Consider the following 3,570-nt stretch of genomic DNA (forward strand, 5'->3'; position numbering starts at 1 on the left):
AGAGATTCTTGAGGTGATACTTCACCGTATTCTCGGAAATCCCGGTTCGCGTTGCGATCTGCAGATTGGTCCATCCGTCAGAAAGCACCGCCAGGAGCTCACGCTCGCGCACGGTGAGCTGGGCCAACGGCGTGTCATTGACCTTGTTGATGTCGATGTAAGGGATGCAGATGCGGCCATGCGCCACCGCCAGGATGGTCTCGAAGATGATCGGCGGATCATCGAACTGGAAGCAATAGCCCTGGGCGCCGAGCCGCACGCACTGCTTGAGGATGCCGATGTCATGGTCGTTGGAAAAGACGGTGATGCGCACGTCGAGCTTGCGGCTCTGGACTTCGGCCAGGATGTCGGCACCGTCCATGTCGGAGAGCTTCCAGCCGATGACGGCGACGTCGAATTCAGGTTCCGCAGCCAAGTCCAGGAATTGCTTGCCGCTCTGCACCGAAGCCACGAGTTCGAAGCGGCCGTCGCATTCCAGCATTTCACGAAGGGCCGAGACGACGAGCGGATTGCGTTCGGCGACGATCACGCGAACGCGTCGCTCCTCAATTGACCCGTTTCCTCTCTCCGGCTTCGTCGTCAAGGGTTTCCGGTTTTTCTCTTTGCGGCCGGGGCGAGCCCGATCGTGGTCCTGCATTCTGACAATTCTGCCGCAACCGCGCGGGCGTGCTCTTTCCCCAGCGACATGCGCTGTCGCGTCGCCTGAAGCCGGACCGGCATCCTCTTTTGGTGGAATCGGCTTTTTCGGTGGTTACCGGACGATGTCTCCTACCAACGGAATTGATCGGGCGGGAAAGAGCGTATTTCGTTTGATATACCCGGGCGTTAGAGCGATAGGTTCGCAAATCGAATCGTGCTGCCGAACCATCATTCTTTCGCGCGTCGGATTTCCCAAATGCGGTTTCCCCTTTGGGTTCGATGCTCTAGACCTGAACTCTAGCTTTTCCGGAATCCTGACGGCGGGAGGCGCTGGTGGAAGCCCAGGACAATCAGACGACCGACGCCAGGCCGCATGAGGAGGCCCACGCCGACATCTATGGCGAGGACGGCGCCGTCCTGTCGTCCTTCCTGGCCCATGTCGGCGCGGCCATCGCCGACCGCGACACGCTGACCCTCAAGCGTGACGTCGGCGACCTGCACCAGTCGGAGCTTGGCGACCTGCTCGAGGCGCTGCATCCGGAGCAGCGCCGCGCGCTGGTCGAACTGCTCGGTTCCGACTTCGACTTCTCCGCGCTGACCGAGGTCGACGAGGCGATCCGCCTCGACATCGTCGACAATCTGCCGAACGAGCAAATCGCGCAGGCGGTGCAGGAGCTCGATTCCGACGACGCGGTCTACATTCTGGAGGACCTCGACCAGGAGGACCAGGACGAGATCCTGTCGCAACTGCCGTTCACCGAGCGCATCAGGCTCAGGCGCTCGCTCGACTATCCGGAGGAGTCGGCCGGTCGGCGCATGCAGACGGAATTCGTCGCCGTGCCGCCGTTCTGGACTATCGGCCAGACCATCGACTACATGCGCGAGGACAACAACCTTCCCGACCGCTTCAGCCAGATATTCGTCATCGATCCGAGCTTCAAGCTCGTCGGCGCCATCGACCTGGACCAGATCTTGCGCACCAAGCGGGCGGTGAAGGTCGAGGACGTCATGCATGAGACGAGGCATGCCATCCCCGCCACCATGGACCAGGAAGAGGCGGCGCGGGAATTCGAGCAATACGACCTGTTGTCTGCCGCGGTGGTCGATGAGAACGAGCGGCTGGTCGGCGTGCTCACCATCGACGACGTCGTCGACGTCATCCAGCAGGAGGCCGAGGAGGACCTTCTGCGCATGGGCGGCGTCGGCGACGAGGAACTGTCCGACACGGTGCTCGCGACCTCGCGCTCGCGCGTGCCGTGGCTGCTGGTCAACCTTCTGACGGCCTTCCTCGCGGCCTCGGTAATCGGCCTGTTCGACCAGACGATCGAGCATATCGTTGCGCTGGCCGTGCTCATGCCGATCGTGGCCGGCATGGGCGGCAATGCCGGCTCGCAAACGATGACCGTCACCGTGCGCGCGCTGGCGACGAAGGATATCGACATCTACAACGCCGCCCGCATTATTCGCCGCGAAGTCGGCGTCGGCCTCATCAACGGCATCGTGTTCGCGGTGCTGATCGGCATCGTCGCGGCGGCATGGTTTCGCGACCCCAATCTGGGCGGCATCATTGCGGCGGCGATGATCATCAACATGTTCGCGGCGGCGCTGGCCGGCATCCTGATCCCGCTGCTGCTCGACCGCTTCAAGATCGATCCGGCGGTGGCGTCGGCCGTCTTCGTCACCACGGTCACCGACTGCGTTGGCTTCTTCGCCTTTCTGGGCTTGGCCACCTGGTGGTTCGCCGTACCCTGAAGGCGCAATTGACTTTTACGTAAATGCCGTGCGAGGTTCGGCCGGCTTCCATTCGATTCCGCTCATGGAACGGAGGCGAGGGCGACGCCACCGGACGGCGCCCAGTACCGGCATCGGGAGCAACAATGCGGGAATACTACACGATCACCGAACTGACCCGCGAATTCGACGTGTCGACGCGCACGCTGCGCTTCTACGAGGACGAGGGCCTGGTGCAGCCGGTGCGGCGCGGCCGCACGAGGCTGTTCCGCCCGTCCGACCGGCATCTGATCCGCCAGATCATGCGGGGAAAAAGGCTCGGCTTCTCGATCAACGAGATCCGCGAAATCATCCAGATGTACAAGGAGCCGCCCGGCGAGGTCGGCCAGCTCAAGCTGATGATCAAGCGCATTGAGGAAAAGCGCGAGGATCTCAGGCAGAAGCGGCGCGACCTGGAAGAAACGCTGGCCGAGCTCGACCAGGCGGAAGAATCCTGCGTCGAGCGTCTGGTGGAGCTCGGCGTAAACACCTGAACTCAGTGGGGTACCTCCGGCTCAAATCCAGCGCCGCACCCGCTTGGCGTAGTCGCGGTATTTCTTGCCGAATTTAGCCGCCAGCACCTTCTCCTCCTTTTCGACCGCCAGCTTCTGCGTGGCGAACGCGGCGACGAAGGCGAACAGCAGGAACCAGGCGATCCCGGTGATGAAGGCGACGCCGATCAACAGCAGCGTGTTGGCAAGATACATCGGATTGCGGGTGATCGAGAACGGGCCCGATGTGACGAGATGGTCCGGCACCGCGTTCGGATTGAACGTCGTCTTCGCTCGCAGCATGACCCGGATCGCCGTGAACCAGAGCGCGGCGACAAAGAACAGCGCCACCCAGCCGGCGGCAAACAGGAGGTCGCCGAGGAGATCGCCGATCCACGGCAGCGGAAAGAAGAGGCCGAGCACGACGCTGGCGGCGATGGCGATGACGTAGATCAGCGGCGGCCACGGGATGAGCCCGGGTTTCGGCTGACTGTCGGTCATTGCTGTCCTCCCTCCATCGCGCTGTCGGTGCTCGCCGTGCAAGCGCCGGCGAGCTCGGCGAGATGCGCCTTGAACCCCGGTGTCTGGTCGCCCTTGTAGAGCCTGTCCAGTATCCCTTCGCCCTGCAGCGTACCCAGCATGCAGCCACAATAGCTCGTACAGAATTTGC

Annotated in this window: 4 protein-coding genes; 2 read left to right on the forward strand and 2 right to left on the reverse strand. The window is 62.7% G+C overall.

All coding sequences use genetic code 11. From position 1 onward, the window contains the following. On the reverse strand, nt 1-583 hold a 583-nt coding region (locus EOA33_RS28245; protein ID WP_145989319.1), incomplete at its 3' end, for a response regulator transcription factor. A 389-nt stretch (nt 584-972) separates the two neighbouring features. Here EOA33_RS28245 and mgtE point away from each other — a divergent pair. After that, nucleotides 973-2,391: a magnesium transporter gene (gene mgtE / locus EOA33_RS28250; RefSeq protein ID WP_126054047.1), complete on the forward strand. Its 1,419-nt coding sequence runs from the start codon at nt 973-975 to the stop codon at nt 2,389-2,391. Nucleotides 2,392-2,516: 125 nt separating this feature from the next. Beyond that, nucleotides 2,517-2,903: a MerR family DNA-binding transcriptional regulator gene (locus EOA33_RS28255; protein ID WP_112618641.1), complete on the forward strand. Its 387-nt coding sequence runs from the start codon at nt 2,517-2,519 to the stop codon at nt 2,901-2,903. 21 nt (nt 2,904-2,924) lie between these two features. On the opposite strand, the gene EOA33_RS28260 is transcribed toward EOA33_RS28255, so the two are convergent. Further along, entirely contained in the window at nt 2,925-3,401 is a 477-nt protein-coding gene (locus EOA33_RS28260; protein ID WP_126054048.1) for an isoprenylcysteine carboxylmethyltransferase family protein, read from the reverse strand. Nucleotides 3,402-3,570 lie beyond the last annotated feature (169 nt).

This window comes from Mesorhizobium sp. M4A.F.Ca.ET.050.02.1.1, assembly GCF_003997725.1.
Lineage (GTDB): Bacteria > Pseudomonadota > Alphaproteobacteria > Rhizobiales > Rhizobiaceae > Mesorhizobium.